Source organism: Alkalihalophilus sp. As8PL (genome assembly GCF_040939795.1).
Taxonomy (GTDB): Bacteria; Bacillota; Bacilli; order Bacillales; family Bacillaceae_D; genus Alkalihalophilus; species Alkalihalophilus lindianensis.
The window spans coordinates 2,929,756-2,942,906 of the sequence record NZ_CP162551.1 but is presented as its reverse complement, the minus strand read 5'-3'; the positions used below and the strand labels follow the sequence as shown (position 1 = coordinate 2,942,906).

13 protein-coding genes are annotated in these 13,151 nt (G+C 36.5%); 3 read left to right on the top strand and 10 right to left on the bottom strand.

Annotation, left to right across the window (positions count from 1 at the left end; translation table 11 throughout):
* Positions 1 to 43 precede the first annotated feature (43 nt).
* The 4 genes from AB3N04_RS16265 to AB3N04_RS16250 all read right to left on the bottom strand — a co-directional run bounded on the left by AB3N04_RS16265 (position 44) and on the right by AB3N04_RS16250 (position 3,832).
* Complete coding sequence (locus AB3N04_RS16265) at positions 44 to 1,594, bottom strand: acyl-CoA carboxylase subunit beta (protein WP_368503709.1); 1,551 nt, start codon at positions 1,592 to 1,594, stop codon at positions 44 to 46.
* A 48-nt stretch (positions 1,595 to 1,642) separates the two neighbouring features.
* On the bottom strand, positions 1,643 to 2,152 hold the full coding sequence (gene accB, locus AB3N04_RS16260) for an acetyl-CoA carboxylase biotin carboxyl carrier protein (RefSeq protein ID WP_368503708.1): 510 nt from the start codon (positions 2,150 to 2,152) through the stop codon (positions 1,643 to 1,645).
* Complete coding sequence (locus tag AB3N04_RS16255) at positions 2,145 to 2,798, bottom strand: TetR/AcrR family transcriptional regulator (protein WP_368503707.1); 654 nt, start codon at positions 2,796 to 2,798, stop codon at positions 2,145 to 2,147. Before AB3N04_RS16255 ends, accB begins: the two co-directional genes overlap by 8 nt.
* 194 nt (positions 2,799 to 2,992) lie before the next feature.
* A complete protein-coding gene (locus tag AB3N04_RS16250) occupies positions 2,993 to 3,832 on the bottom strand; it encodes a dimethylarginine dimethylaminohydrolase family protein (RefSeq protein ID WP_368503706.1) in 840 nt (279 codons plus the stop codon).
* A 123-nt stretch (positions 3,833 to 3,955) separates the two neighbouring features.
* Between AB3N04_RS16250 and AB3N04_RS16245 the strand changes: the two genes are divergently transcribed.
* On the top strand, positions 3,956 to 4,150 hold the full coding sequence (locus AB3N04_RS16245; protein WP_368503705.1) for a hypothetical protein: 195 nt from the start codon (positions 3,956 to 3,958) through the stop codon (positions 4,148 to 4,150).
* Positions 4,151 to 4,245: 95 nt separating this feature from the next.
* On the opposite strand, the gene AB3N04_RS16240 is transcribed toward AB3N04_RS16245, so the two are convergent.
* Both AB3N04_RS16240 and AB3N04_RS16235 read right to left on the bottom strand, forming a co-directional pair.
* Positions 4,246 to 4,386, bottom strand: a complete 141-nt coding sequence (locus tag AB3N04_RS16240; RefSeq protein WP_012959840.1) for a lmo0937 family membrane protein — start codon at positions 4,384 to 4,386, stop codon at positions 4,246 to 4,248.
* Positions 4,387 to 4,503: 117 nt separating this feature from the next.
* A complete protein-coding gene (locus AB3N04_RS16235) occupies positions 4,504 to 5,712 on the bottom strand; it encodes a GTP-binding protein (RefSeq protein ID WP_368503704.1) in 1,209 nt (402 codons plus the stop codon).
* 127 nt (positions 5,713 to 5,839) lie between these two features.
* On the opposite strand from AB3N04_RS16235, the gene AB3N04_RS16230 reads away from it, so the two are divergent.
* Positions 5,840 to 7,012, top strand: a complete 1,173-nt coding sequence (locus tag AB3N04_RS16230; RefSeq protein WP_368503703.1) for an FAD/NAD(P)-binding protein — start codon at positions 5,840 to 5,842, stop codon at positions 7,010 to 7,012.
* Between the two features lie 64 nt (positions 7,013 to 7,076).
* Here the strand turns inward: AB3N04_RS16230 and AB3N04_RS16225 are convergent, their stop codons facing one another.
* The 3 genes from AB3N04_RS16225 to AB3N04_RS16215 form a co-directional block, all read right to left on the bottom strand.
* Positions 7,077 to 7,373, bottom strand: coding sequence for an IDEAL domain-containing protein (locus AB3N04_RS16225; RefSeq protein ID WP_368503702.1), 297 nt, complete (start codon positions 7,371 to 7,373; stop codon positions 7,077 to 7,079).
* A gap of 425 nt (positions 7,374 to 7,798) precedes the next feature.
* Complete coding sequence (locus AB3N04_RS16220; RefSeq protein ID WP_368503701.1) at positions 7,799 to 11,209, bottom strand: CheR family methyltransferase; 3,411 nt, start codon at positions 11,207 to 11,209, stop codon at positions 7,799 to 7,801.
* 259 nt (positions 11,210 to 11,468) lie between these two features.
* The gene (locus AB3N04_RS16215) at positions 11,469 to 12,239 is read right to left on the bottom strand and encodes a hypothetical protein (protein ID WP_368503700.1); all 771 of its coding nucleotides are present in this window, start codon (positions 12,237 to 12,239) and stop codon (positions 11,469 to 11,471) included.
* 242 nt (positions 12,240 to 12,481) lie between these two features.
* On the opposite strand from AB3N04_RS16215, the gene AB3N04_RS16210 reads away from it, so the two are divergent.
* A complete protein-coding gene (locus AB3N04_RS16210; protein WP_368503699.1) occupies positions 12,482 to 12,847 on the top strand; it encodes a hypothetical protein in 366 nt (121 codons plus the stop codon).
* A 43-nt stretch (positions 12,848 to 12,890) separates the two neighbouring features.
* Here AB3N04_RS16210 and AB3N04_RS16205 read toward each other — a convergent pair whose 3' ends face one another.
* Positions 12,891 to 13,151: a DUF3006 domain-containing protein gene (locus AB3N04_RS16205; RefSeq protein ID WP_368503698.1), complete on the bottom strand. Its 261-nt coding sequence runs from the start codon at positions 13,149 to 13,151 to the stop codon at positions 12,891 to 12,893.

Sequence of the window (13,151 nt, the reverse complement as noted above, 5' to 3'; positions counted from 1 at the left end):
GAGCCTATAAAAGGCTCACCCACTCACTCCCTTCTTATCCATTCTATAGTGGAATATTTCCGTGCTTTTTCTTAGGTAATTCTTTCTTCTTATTTCTCAACATATCTAATGCTTGAGCAAGACTCTTTCGTGTATCTCTTGGATCAATGACATCATCAACCATTCCATTTCTTGCAGCAACATAAGGGTTGGCAAAACGTTCACGATAGTCAGCAATTTTTGCCGCTCTCGTTGCTTCAGGATTATCGCTCTCGTTAATCTCTTTAGCAAAAATAATATTTGCAGCACCTTCTGGACCCATTACAGCTATTTCTGTATTTGGCCATGCATAGACAACATCTGCACCGATCGCTTTACTATTTAGAGCTACATAAGCTCCTCCAAATGCTTTTCTTAAAATGACAGTAATTTTAGGTACCGTTGCTTCAGAGTATGCATAGAGTATTTTCGCACCATGTCGAATAATGCCCCCATGCTCTTGTTGCACGCCCGGTATGAAACCGCTCACATCTTCAAATGTAATCAATGGAATGTTGTAACAGTCACAAAAACGAATGAAACGTGAACACTTATCGGATGAATCAATATCAAGTCCGCCTGCCATCATTTTAGGGTTGTTTGCAACGATTCCTACCGTTTCTCCTTCAATTCGAGCAAAACCACAAACGATATTTTTAGCAAATTTAGGTTGCACTTCTAAGAAATCTTCATCATCCACAATTTTCTCAATCACATGTCGTACATCGTATACTTTCGTGCCGTCTACTGGCACGATATCAATTAATTCTTCAATACGCTCATCTAGAGGCTTGGATTGCTTTGGCTTTTTTATTGGTGTTTTTTCACTATGATTCTGCGGTAGAAAGGCAATTAATTTTCTAACATCCTTAAGAACTTGTTCTTCAGAGGCTGCCGTGAAATGAGCATTCCCACTTACACTTGAATGTACTTTTGCTCCTCCAAGATTTTCACTGTTAATTTTAGCACCCGTTACACTTTCAATTACTTTTGGACCTGTAATAAACATCTGACTCGTCTTTTCAACCATGAATACAAAGTCAGTAATTGCTGGCGAATACACTGCCCCACCTGCGCATGGTCCCATGATCACAGAGATTTGCGGTACAACTCCTGAATAAATCGCATTTCGGTAAAAGATATGTCCATATCCATCAAGCGAAAGGACACCCTCTTGAATTCTCGCTCCGCCAGAGTCATTAAGACCGATGATAGGCGCACCATTTTCAGCAGCTAAATCCATTACTTTTGCAATTTTTTGGGCATGCATCTCGCCAAGAGCTCCTCCAAAGACGGTGAAATCTTGAGCGAACACAAAAATTAATCTTCCTTCTACTTTCCCATAGCCAGTTACGACCCCTTCACCGGGTGCTTCAGCTGAGCCATAATCTAAGCCACGATGTTCAATAAATGGGTTTAATTCTACAAACGTCCCTTCGTCTACTAATAGGTCAATTCGCTCCCTTGCAGTCATCTTCCCTCGATTATGTTGGGCATCAATTCTCGCTTCTCCGCCACCTAATTTCACTTTTTCTCTTCGTTCTTCTAACTCGTTAATACGGTCAAGCATATCCATCGATCATCATCCTCCTATTTCTGTGGTTGAATTACTAGATACTAGATACTACTTACTAGCTTGAAGTGCGAATAAAGGTTGACCATATTCAACTAGTTCTCCATTTTCAACTAGTACATCAACAACCTTTCCATTTAACTCTGCTTCTAGTTCATTCATAAGCTTCATAGCTTCAACGATACAAACAACTTCTCCCTCTTTAACTTCATCTCCAACTTCAACATATGGTTTTGAGTCAGGTGATGGAGCCGTGTAAAATGTTCCGACCATTGGAGAAAGAATATGCTCCACATCTTCAACTGGTGTTTCTTCACTCTCTTTCTTTCCTTCAGTCACTTTTGGGGATTCATTCTGGGATGAGGTTGTTTCTTTGACTACAGAAGCGGGAGTGATTTGTTCTGATGTAGTGGTAGCAACATTGGTTGCTGGTTCTTCTGCAACTCTTTCATTCTTCTTTAAAGTAAGCTGTGTTTTCCCTTCCCCTTTAACAGTAACCTCAGAAAGATTTGAACGATCGAGTGCACGAATTAATTCCTTAATTTCACTTACTTTATACATGTAGATCATCTCCTTTTAATGAATCCGGTTTCATAAAGAACCGTTGATTTTCTGATTTTTGCATCGCCTCAGGTGTAAGCACTGAGTGCATGACAAGATCAGCATAAATTAAAGCAATATCATTAATCGAATATTTACCTGTATCCTTGTACCATTTATAGGTCCAGTTGGTCATTCCAAATATCGCCATGGACGTAATAGGAACAGGAATCTCTTTTCTGAATTCCCCTTGCTGAATTCCTTCTTCTACAACACGAAACATCATTTTTTTATAACGGTCACGCTTTACTTTTATCGTTCGAAAGTAATCCTCACTTAAATAAAGAGATTCTTGATAAAATACTGTAACGTGGGGACGATACAATTCAAACATCATAACAAACGACTTTACCGTTTCAAACAAACGTTCAGCTGGGGTGTCATATCTTTCATATGCATCCTCTGCTTTTGTTAGGATGTATGTAATAAAAGAATCGTGGATCGTGTAGAGCAGTTCATCCTTTGATTTAAAGTTATGGTAAAATCCACCTTTTGACGTTCCGCTCTGTTTTACAATCTTATCAACAGTAACCGCATGAAATCCTTGTTCTTCAAATAACAATAAGGCAGCATCTATGATCCGATCTTTGGTCGGTTTTACATTCATCTTGTGCACTTCACCTCTCTCCATAAATTCGACCGACTGTTCAGTCTGTTATGAGAATTGTACGAAACGTTCCGACTATTGTCAATATTGTTTCTGTAATCGCTTGCAATATATTTTATTATTCTTTTTTCTTCTTTGTCTGCTAAACTGAAAAAAGGGCTATTTCCGAGGAAATAGCCCTTTTTTCACCAATTTTATGAACGATATAGAGGCATTGTCACACAGCGGAATGCTCCGCCTGATTTAATAATTTCTGATAAATCAACCTCGATTATGGAAAATCCTGCTTCTTTAATCTTTTGATTGGTATATTTATTAACCGGGAGGGCTACAATTTTTTTGTTCCCGATACTTAATACATTTGTAGCAAGAGTAAATTGCTCTTCTTCTGAAACATCAATTAAATGATACTGTTGTTCTAATTTCTTCACAGCTTCAGTTTCAATCGCGTCTCTATAAATAAGGGCTACATCCCTAGAAAGAGGATTGAACACGCAATCTAAGTGAAGGTATTTTTCATCAAAGTGAATTAAATGAATTTGATGGTGAGGATGATCTTTCCTAAGCTGATCTACTGTTAAAGTGGCAGTCCGGCTGCTATTTCCTACAAAAATATGTTCGCCATCAATGATGACGTCTCCTCCTTCAATTGTGCCACCTTTAATCTCTTTAAATGAATAGTCATTTTCCATCAAAAACTCTTTTAATACTTTTTCTTCTCCTTGACGAATAGAACGTTTCAATGCACCTACATAAATGGTTTTATCTATTGTAAATCCAATATCTCTTGTGAAAACTTGTTCTGGAAAATTTTCTTTTGCTTGTAATAAATGAACGTCTACTCCCTCAGTTTTTAATGCATGTACAAGGTTTTTGTGTTGTTCAATTGCTTTATCTACATCAATATTTTCTTCTTTGTAGTGCTCTTGTGTATCATTAATTGCCTCCTCAATCTTCATATAAGTTGGTTCACATAGTAAAACGGTCTGTAATGGATCATATTCTGTGCGGCAACCGGTACTTGTTATGTTCATTCATTTCTCACCTTTCTTATTTTCTTATGATTTTTTACTATTTTTAAATGTATGTAAGAGCACGTAACGCCTCTTTTCTCATATGATAATGAGGAATGAGGACGTAAGGAGGCTAAATGGACGATGGAATTCCAAACAACTCGAATGAAAAAACTAATAGAACATGATCGATTTTTATTGTCCACTTTTAATGAGTTAATTAGCCAATCGATAACTGAAGAAGAAGCTCTCCATTATATGTTTCTTGTATATGTACAGTCTGAGCCAATCTTATTAAATGCATACAATCATCTAACGATTGAAACAAAAGATAGTTAATCTTCCACTAAATTTATGGTTTATAAAAGGCTGCTGTATTGAGCACAGCAGCCACCTTTAGTTGAGGAGATTCACCATCATCTTGTTTGGTTTGGCTAAGCCCTCCTCCCTGTTAACATGCGAACTATAAAGACAATTAGTGCGATAACTAATAAAATGTGAATCAAGTTTCCAGCAATTTCGAAACTAAATCCTAATAGCCATAGTATTAAGATAATAATTAGAATCGTCCACATAACATCCTTCACTCCTTCTCATCTCAGTATATGTTATTACTCTTTTACTTCCCTACTCGTTTTATTTTCAAACATAAAAAAAAGCAGCCGCATATGGGTGCGACTTACTTTCTCCAATTATTTTTCTACTGAGCCTTCAAGCTCTGGCCACTCTGGCAGTGGATCTTCAAAGCTTGACCAATCTTCATTCTTCATTTCAAGATCTGTTAATAAGCATGAATTAAAATAAGCATCTATCTCACTTGGAATCAGCTCAAGTCCTATAACAACAAGTTCTGTCATACGGTCTCCGTGACGAACATCCCACTTCGACTTTATTTCAGGCTCTTCTGCAAGGATTTCCCTCTTATCGTCCTCAGACATTGCATCAACCCAAAGCCCTGCAGGTTCAAACACCATTGATGGACCAGCTTGGCTAAGCAGCGCAGCAACATCATTTCTGGTCGCAAGCCAACAAATTCCTTTTGATCGCACAATATTACTTGGCCAATCTTGGATAGCGTTCATTAACCGTTCTGGATGGAAAGGTTTACGGCTTCTATATACGTAACTAGAAATACCATACTCTTCTGTTTCTGGAATGTGCTCTGTTTGAAGTTCTTTTAACCACCCAGCTGATTGACTTGAGCGCTCAAAATCAAACAATCCTGTGTGTATAATCTCCGTTGGGTTTACTTTTCCTTCTGAAATTCTGATGAATTTAGCTTGTGGTTGCAATGTTCGAAGCACTTTCTCTATTTCATCAAGTTCTTCATCATCTAATAAATCACATTTATTTAAAAGTAAGACGTCACAAAATTCAATTTGATCAATTAATAAATCCACAATCTCACGTTCATCTTCTTCGCTAACGGCTTGACCTCGGTCGAGTAAAGATTCGCCTGATTCAAAATCATGCCAGAATCTATAAGCATCCACAACGGTAACCATTGTATCCAATTGACATATCTCTGTTAAATCAATACCACTCTCATCATCAGCATATGAAAAAGTTTGAGCTACAGGCAATGGCTCTCCGATACCAGTTGATTCAATTAAGATATAATCGTATTTATCCTCCTGTGCTAACCTTTTCACTTCCACCATCAAATCTTCTCTTAAAGTACAGCAAATACAGCCATTAGACATTTCAACTAGCTTTTCATCAACTCTTGAAACGCCTCCGCCATCTTTAATCATGGAGGCATCAATGTTCACGTCACTTAAATCATTTACTATTACGGCCACTTTTAGACCTTCGCGATTATGTAAAACATGATTCAATATAGTTGTTTTTCCTGCTCCTAAATATCCACTTAACACCGTCACTGGTAATTTTCTCTTCATCTCTTCACACCTTAATCCGTAATTATTACGATTTAAACTCTATCATTTTCCTCTTGGCAAATCAACCTTAATTCTGTATGATAAAAACCTAAATCGAAATTATTACGCTTTAAAGGGGTGTCTATCTATGAAAGAATGGCTAATTATCGGCGGAGGCATTCAAGGTATAACTCTTGCATGTTACCTTAAAGAAACATTAAAAGTTCATGCTAAGCAACTTACAATTATCGACCCACATAAAAAGCCTTTATCCATGTGGAAACATTGTACGGAGAATGTTGGAATGAGCTATTTAAGATCTCCTTCCATTCATCATTTAGAACCACAACCTTTTGGCTTAGAGGCATATATAAAAAAGCAGAAGATCAAAAAGGAAGATGCGTTTGTTCGTCCCTATGACCGTCCCCTTCTTTCTTTATTTAATCAACATAGCGATAAACTTGTAGAAGAATTTGAGATAGAGAGTAGTTGGGTAGAAGATCGTGTATGTGGATTATCTAAAACATCCTTTGGTTGGAATGTTCAATTAAAAAGCGGAAAAGAAGTGACTAGCAAACGGGTGGTTATTGCAATTGGCCTCGGAGAACATCCTTTATGGCCTGAATGGGCTACTGACTTAAAGGAAAAAGGCGCAGAGGTTCATCATGTTTTTGAAGAGTCTTTTCTGACAAACACTATATTTAATAAATCCATTGTAATAGGCGGAGGCATTAGTGCTGTTCAAGTGGCATTGAAAATCAGTCAACAATCTACAGAAAAAGTACATCTTGCTACTAGACACCCTCTTAGGACAAAACAATTCGATTCCCATCCAGGTTGGCTAGGACCTAAATATATGCGTGCTTTTATAAAAGAAGAGTCCATACAAAAGAGACGAGAAAAGATTAAACAAGCAAGAAACCGTGGTTCTATTCCTATTGAATTAAGAGCAAAAATAAGAAGATTTGAAGGTGAAGGAAAAGTCCATTCTTTTGTGAGTGAATTAAATACTAGTCATTTTGATGGAGAATTAGTACACCTCACATTTAAGGACGGCACAGTGTGGAGTGGAAAACAAATTATTCTTGCAACAGGGTTTCATTCAACTGCTCCTGGAATGGATTGGCTTAATCAGACAATCAACTCCAGACATTTGCGGTGCCATACATGTGGCTATCCCATTTTAGATGATCATACACTCAAATGGGATGATCAACTTTTCGTTATGGGCGCTTTAGCTGAACTATCATTAGGTCCGGTAGCGCGGAATATTTCAGGGGCTAGAAGAGGGGCCGAAAAAATTATAAGGGCAGCTTATTAAAGCTTCGTAAAGCTTGAAAAAGCATCATCCATTACTAGATAAGATGCTTTTTCAAGTAGCCCTACTATTCAAAAGTTAGATGAAGCTCGTAACCATTTTCTATGATCATTTTCCCATCTATATGGTCATTTACGTGATTATTATATTCGAGTGTATGGCGATAGAATGCTTCTTTGTCGCCTGCTTCTAATGATTCGTCTATTAGTTGCAGAAGTTGAGATTTCTTAAAGTGATACATTGAGTATTCCAAAACGGCCTGGGCATAAAGAGACTGGACTGTAGATTCTGTACGCTTTTGTAATGACTTAATAATTTCCAACTGTCTATAAATGTTATTATCCATCGCAAATTGATTATTCATTGCGTATCCCTCCTTAGCTTTCTCTTTGTTCTACTATACCCTTATTTCTTCTATTCAAACCATTCACACATTTTATCTTTGTGTTTTTCATTTGGCGATTCTAGGCTCTCTTGGTTACATAATATGCAAACCGCAATATGTTGTAGAGATAATCGACCTCACTATACTAGGAGTAGGTGTTGATTGGTGAACCAACGAGTACTAGAGTTTAGTAACCATTTGCTGCAAGGGGATCTTTATGAAAGTTGACACATCATCAATCAATTAGGTCAGCAGCAACATGATAGCTTTTTCATTTACAATAATTTGCTTGCCCGAGCCATGCAATTAGACCGCTTGTGAAATAATGAGTTATCAGTTGTAGATGAACATCTAGCTTCTAAGTAAGCAAGAAAGAAATCCCACTTGGGAAACCTTCTTTCTTTTTATTCAGCTATTGGTAGGGAGAGCGTTACAGTTGTACCTACATCCACCTTGCTCTCAAACTCCATTTTGCCCATATGATTTTCAATAATTTTATAGCTTACCATTAAACCAAGACCTGTCCCCTTTTCTTTTGTGGTATAAAATGGCTCACCCATTTTTTCAAGCCACTCTTCAGGTATCCCTTTTCCTTGATCTTTAAAAATAATTTGGATATTTCGAGATTTTATTTTAGTTGATACAGAGATTTTTCCTCCGCTAGGCATTGCTTCCATAGCATTTTTTAAAATATTGATAAAAACTTGCTTTAATTCTTTTTCGACACATGAAATCAATGGTAGAGAATGATCAACGTCGTCTTCTATCACAATATTATTCATCAGAGCTTGCGTTTCTAGCAGTAGCAATACATCCCTTACAATGAGAGTCGGATTCTTTTTCTCATATTTTATAGCATGAGGTCTTGCTAAAACTAATAATTCATTAATAATCAATTCTATTCGGTCAAACTCACCAGCCATTATGTCTAAATATTTTTCATTGCCTGTTCGCTCTGCTTGCATAAGTTGCAGGAAACCCTTTAAGGCTGTTAATGGATTGCGTATTTCATGAGCAATTCCTGCAGCCATTTCTCCAAGAGCAGATAACATTTCAGATTTTCTTAGTAATTCATCTGTTTGATGTTTTTCAGTAATATCTTCTGCCATCCTTAAAAATTGAAGAATTCGTTGCTTCTCATTAAAGATTGGCATAAACGTGACCTTTTCCCATTTTTGATTGTTAGAACCATCTGTAAATGATAATGTTCCATCCCAACGTAATCCTCGATTCACTCGATCCCAAGCTAGATGCAGTTGTTTTTTTGCTTCATCTTCATATAACGAAAAGATTGATTTTCCTAAAATATCGTGCCTCTCTACTCCTGTATATGCTTCAAAGGATTGATTAACATAATTAACCTCGCCTTTTTCATTAGCAAGTAAAATGCTAGAAGGACTTTGTTCTAAAGCATACGATTGCACTAACATATTTTCTGTTTGCTGCTTCCTCTCGGTCATATCAACAAAGGTAATGACTACACCTTTTATATGGTTTTCCTTTGTGCGATATGGATGGTAGGAAACTTTGTACCAATTGCCATCCTTACTCGAAATTTCAATCTGTTTTTTTCTCCGTTCAAGTAAAACTTTTTTTGCATCGTCGATTAAGTTTGTGTAGTGTAGTTGATGTGAAAAATGAGCGAGAGGTCGTCCAATGTCTACTGGAAGTAAATGAATTAATCTTGTCACTGCTGGTGTATACCGTTTCACTCGCAGTCCTTCATCTAAAAACACGGTTGCAATATTTGTACTGCTAAACAAGTTATCAAAATCATCCGTTACCTCGATTAATTCTTGAATCTTCTTTTCATGTTCTTCATTTACATTCACTAACTCTTCATTGACTGATTGAAGTTCCTCGTTTGAACTTTGTAATTCTTCATTCGTCGCGATCAGCTCTTCATTTATGGATTGATATTCTTCATTTGAAGTTTCTAACTGCTCAATAGTTGCCTGTAAACAATCTTTTGTATAGTTCACTTCATTCTCAAGATCATTTATCAATTGATGAACCTGACTTTCTAAGTCGTATGGAATCATCTCTTCGGATTCATTATGACCTACCTCTTCTTTGACCTCATCAATCATAATAATCGAAAATCCAGCTCCAGCTATGTTTGATAACATAAAAGGTTTGACAGTTAAATCAACCCTTCTTTTTTCTGAGGCAATCTCCATATTTATTTGCTGATAGTTCACTTCTTTATGTTCAGTTCGGCTCTTCTTAAGAGCCGAACTGATTGCTACGGACAAGGAAGCAGGAACCATCTTTAATATATTGGTCGTCATATGCCCATTTGGAACTTTCATAAAGTGATGAATACTGCCAGCAGATACAATCACTTGGTTAAGTTCATTTACTATAATACATGGGCTCGTGTATTCCATAAGCAGTGTTTCGTACACCAAATTAAGATGCGGCGATGGACTCATGTAAGGAAGAGCTCTTTTGTCTTGGTTTGTTATATTAATGTCTTTTGTTTTTTCCATTTTCATCGTGTTCATGACATTTTGTTTATCAATTTCTTTTTTATTAAATTGCTTCCACTTTGAATTAACCGGTTGAAACCAATCTACTAACTTCCCTAGAGATTCACTTGGTCCTAAAAACAAATAGCCTTCTGGTTGCAACGCAAAATGAAACATCGATAGAACCTTTTGTTGGAGTTTACCTTGAAAATAAATTAGCATATTACGACAAGTAATCAAATCTAAATTAACAAAAGGATAGTCCTTTGTAATATTATGTGGAGCGAATATAATCATTTCCCTTAATGACTTTTTAACCCGATAGTGATCACCATTCACATCAAAAAATTGCTGCATCCTTTTTCCTGATACATTCTTTAAATCTTGTTTCGTGTAAGACCCCTTGCTTGCTTTGGCTAGAGCTTCTCTATCTAAGTCAGTTGCGAAAATCTTGACACCGATATCAAGCTCTGGCTTCCGCTCAAGATATTCAGCAAATAACATCGCAACTATATAAGCTTCCTCTCCTGTAGAACAACCCGCAGTCCATACACGAACACTTTTTTCTCCTGCCTCTACCTTTTGTTGAATTAGATTCGTAATTACTTGTGTAGCTAGTCCTTCAAATTCTTCTTTATCTCGAAAGAACTCGGTTACATTAATTAGAAGATCATTTTGTGGTTCAATTAATTCTTCAGGGTGTCTGATTATATATTCTTTATAGTCAAGTAACGTATTAAAAGGAAGGTTATGCATGAAGACCCTGTTTTCTATTCTCCTAAATAAGCTATTAGGTTTATAGTCTCCAAAGGCAATGCCACTTTTCCGTTCAATTAATGCACATATATCATCCATTATTTCTTTTTCTGATTGATCTACATCTCCAGAATGCTCAGCTATATCGTAGGTTAGATCCATGTTTTGCTTCACTCTTATTAAACTTATTAAACGAGCAGACATTTTATCAGGAGCTAACATAGTATCTACTTTACCTGTTTCAACTGCATGATTCGGTATTTCAATAAATTGCTTTACATGAAAAAGTCCATCTGTTACTTCTATTAGTGTTCTGGGCGGAGCAAGATAAATACAATCAGGGTCAACTGGCATACCCTCTTCTAATTGCTTGATTGGAATGGTTGTTTTAGATAATAACTCCTTCATGTAACTTTTAAATAAAGGAGATAAATGTTGAATAACGACAAATGTCATTCCGGAATGTGGCGGAGAAGGCTCAAAAAATTGCTCCAAAGCTTCTAAGCTTCCAGCCGAAGCACCAATTCCTACAATATAATTCGATGGGGTCGTTAGGTGGCTATGTTTGTTGTGTTTAGTTGTGGGCAATATCACACACCTAGCCTTTCTTTTATAGTTGTAATTCCCTTACCTAGAGTTTGGTATATAAATACCTTCTCTGCCCATTTCCAAATCAACTTAATTAGCCCTTATTTTGGAAAATAGTAGCTGATTTTATCTTTCTTGGTGAACCGTCTTTTCTCCTGCCTAAATGACAATCTAATTCACTCTTTTCTTCACTATCGGACCTGAACTCAAAAAAAAAAAAAAAACAAAGCTTAGGTGTGAAAATCTAAGCTTTGTTTTTTTACTGTGCTTTCTCTTTATTTATTTCTTTACCGCGGATCTCGCGTTCTTCATTTGTTAGCTTTGGGCAAGCATAGCATTTCTTACCCCTTTCTTTCAGATAACTCATGCAACAAGCAGCTTTTACCCGAACAGGTTCAACTGGCTCCCACCAACTATCTACATAGCGAAAAGAAACTTGATATGGATTACGCTTTAAACCGAACACCTCACTCTTTATATTTCTTAATACATGAAGGTCTTCATTTATTTGTTGTTTTCTAGTGTCACTAGCCTTAATCATCCAAGCTTCTTGTTGCTTATAAAAAGGATTACAAAGGAGTCCCCATGCCTGCTGAATTGGTAAGCCAGAAGCTAACGCTACCTTTTCAATCATTGGACGTAGCTGCGTATACAACTGTGTCCATTTTTCTGTTATATAATCTTCACGCTGACTTCCAGGAAGAGGCTTCCATTCACTATTAATGAGGGTAAATCCTACTTCTTCATCATTCTTAAAAAATGCCAGATCCTCATAAGAAAGCCAATGATCATGGATCGAGACAGCATACTGATGAGCTGTACATAAATAAGCAATCCACTTCATCATATTTGCTCCGGCTACCCTCTCATCACACCCTTTTAAAGCCGTTGTACGTTCTTCAATAACGAGTTGCATTGTAGTTTCTTTTTCAAGCTCTCGCTGTCTATAGTAATAAATAGCTTCTGTATTAAGTTGATCTATTGTAAGAAAAAATGTTTGTTTTAAATGGTCTTTTATTGCTTTATCCATTTCCTCTTAACTCCTTTCTTTCCACTCTAAAAATTTTTGTTTTCGTTCAAACTATCTCATATCAAGTTTAACGTATATAAAAAGAAAAGTAATACTTTTAACGGTAGAAAAACTCTCACCTAAACTCTAATAATTTTTAATAAAGACTTTAGAGTTAATCATTTCTATCATTATCCAGTTGTATTCCATGAATCGCTCGCATATAATAGGAACATAAGTTCGCATGGAGAGGATGAATACAAATGGCTACGCTAACAAGAGATGAATATAAAGCAGTTCACCATTACATTTTACTCCTTGTAGCTAGGCAAGTGCTCGAGCGTGATTTCACTTATTTGGAGCAAGCAAAATTAAAAATGGCTGATCCATACCTTGAATTAACAAAATCTGCACTTGATCAGATTAGCCACGAACTCTCTACTTTAAAATCATACTTACGAGCTCATCAGATTGATATTTATAACAGAACAAACGATGGCTTGTTTAGTGAATATTACTATCGCCATAGAGGCTATGAAGGGGTGACCCGAGTTTTAAATACTCACCTAAAAAATCAAGTGCATGATTATGTGACCTCCTGCTTCACTACTTTTCGAAAGCCTTCTTAACTTTATTTTAACAAAAAAGAGGGAGTCATTAATGACACACCCCTTACTTACGTTTGTATTTACTTTTTTGATTTGCTCGCAATTGCTCTAGAGTACTGTTTATTCGCTTTTTAGTAACCTGTTCTTCTTTTTGATTCTTCTCCATAAAAACAACTTGATCATTAACAAACGTAACCTGAAAGTGGTCACCCTCTAAAGTGTCCTGCGGGAGTGATGAAATAGGTAGTATAACCTCTTTCTCATCTGGCCCTACTAATAAAACAGCTTTTTCTCCATCTACGATTCGATCTAGTATTGCTTTCAT

What these genes read in the sequence shown, in the direction of transcription:
- AB3N04_RS16265 (WP_368503709.1), bottom strand. Translation starts at nt 1,594, where the DNA reads ATGGATATGCTTGACCGTATTAACGAGTTAGAAGAACGAAGAGAAAAA.
- accB (WP_368503708.1), bottom strand. Translation starts at nt 2,152, where the DNA reads ATGTATAAAGTAAGTGAAATTAAGGAATTAATTCGTGCACTCGATCGT.
- AB3N04_RS16255 (WP_368503707.1), bottom strand. Translation starts at nt 2,798, where the DNA reads ATGAATGTAAAACCGACCAAAGATCGGATCATAGATGCTGCCTTATTG.
- AB3N04_RS16250 (WP_368503706.1), bottom strand. Translation starts at nt 3,832, where the DNA reads ATGAACATAACAAGTACCGGTTGCCGCACAGAATATGATCCATTACAG.
- AB3N04_RS16245 (WP_368503705.1), top strand. Translation starts at nt 3,956, where the DNA reads ATGGAATTCCAAACAACTCGAATGAAAAAACTAATAGAACATGATCGA.
- AB3N04_RS16240 (WP_012959840.1), bottom strand. Translation starts at nt 4,386, where the DNA reads ATGTGGACGATTCTAATTATTATCTTAATACTATGGCTATTAGGATTT.
- AB3N04_RS16235 (WP_368503704.1), bottom strand. Translation starts at nt 5,712, where the DNA reads ATGAAGAGAAAATTACCAGTGACGGTGTTAAGTGGATATTTAGGAGCA.
- AB3N04_RS16230 (WP_368503703.1), top strand. Translation starts at nt 5,840, where the DNA reads ATGAAAGAATGGCTAATTATCGGCGGAGGCATTCAAGGTATAACTCTT.
- AB3N04_RS16225 (WP_368503702.1), bottom strand. Translation starts at nt 7,373, where the DNA reads ATGAATAATCAATTTGCGATGGATAATAACATTTATAGACAGTTGGAA.
- AB3N04_RS16215 (WP_368503700.1), bottom strand. Translation starts at nt 12,239, where the DNA reads ATGGATAAAGCAATAAAAGACCATTTAAAACAAACATTTTTTCTTACA.
- AB3N04_RS16210 (WP_368503699.1), top strand. Translation starts at nt 12,482, where the DNA reads ATGGCTACGCTAACAAGAGATGAATATAAAGCAGTTCACCATTACATT.
- AB3N04_RS16205 (WP_368503698.1), bottom strand. Translation starts at nt 13,151, where the DNA reads ATGAAAGCAATACTAGATCGAATCGTAGATGGAGAAAAAGCTGTTTTA.